This is a genomic window from Psychroserpens luteolus (assembly GCF_021032705.1).
GTDB lineage: Bacteria > Bacteroidota > Bacteroidia > Flavobacteriales > Flavobacteriaceae > Psychroserpens > Psychroserpens luteolus.
This window is the reverse complement of the sequence record NZ_JAHVXI010000023.1, coordinates 1-552: the sequence shown is the minus strand read 5'-3', so window position 1 is coordinate 552 and position 552 is coordinate 1. Positions and strand designations below refer to the sequence as shown.

1 protein-coding gene is annotated in these 552 nt (G+C 37.9%); it reads left to right on the top strand.

Translation table 11 applies throughout. The features are described 5' to 3' along the window. Nucleotides 1-552 (top strand): hypothetical protein (locus KWG70_RS17665; RefSeq protein WP_230937366.1); only part of this gene is annotated, 552 nt, incomplete at both ends.

The window sequence follows — 552 nt, the reverse complement described above, 5'->3', positions numbered from 1 at the left end:
ATACAGAAGCATTTGATATTACAGGAGCATTGATAGGTAAGTCAGGGAGTTATTATAACGATTTGGGCAAGCCAACGTTTAACTATTCTTGGGATAGAGAAGAGAATAAGGTTTGGGGAACACAGACTTTATATGACAAGCAAGGGCGTCGAGCCTTACAGACACTTTCAGCACCATCATGTGGTGGTTTTGTGGGAGGGTTTTTAAGTGGTACGTTTTCAAATTATGTTAGTGATATTACTAATTATGATGGTTTATCAGAGATAGATGTTGTAAACAATGATTTTTCAAGCTTACGCAGGTATTACAGTGATGATAATTCAAATGAAGAGCTTCAATCAACTACCACACGACCATATGTTAGGACAGTTCATGACAGGTTAAATCCAGGTAATATCATAAAAGCGATAGGTGGTAATCAAATAGGAGGTGACTGGAAGACAGGGTATTCATTTACAGTTCCAGCAACACAGGAGATGTACTATGTATTTGGGAAGGATTATTTTGAAGGTCCTATTAATGGGATTTATGGCGAACAAGTGACTACCGAGT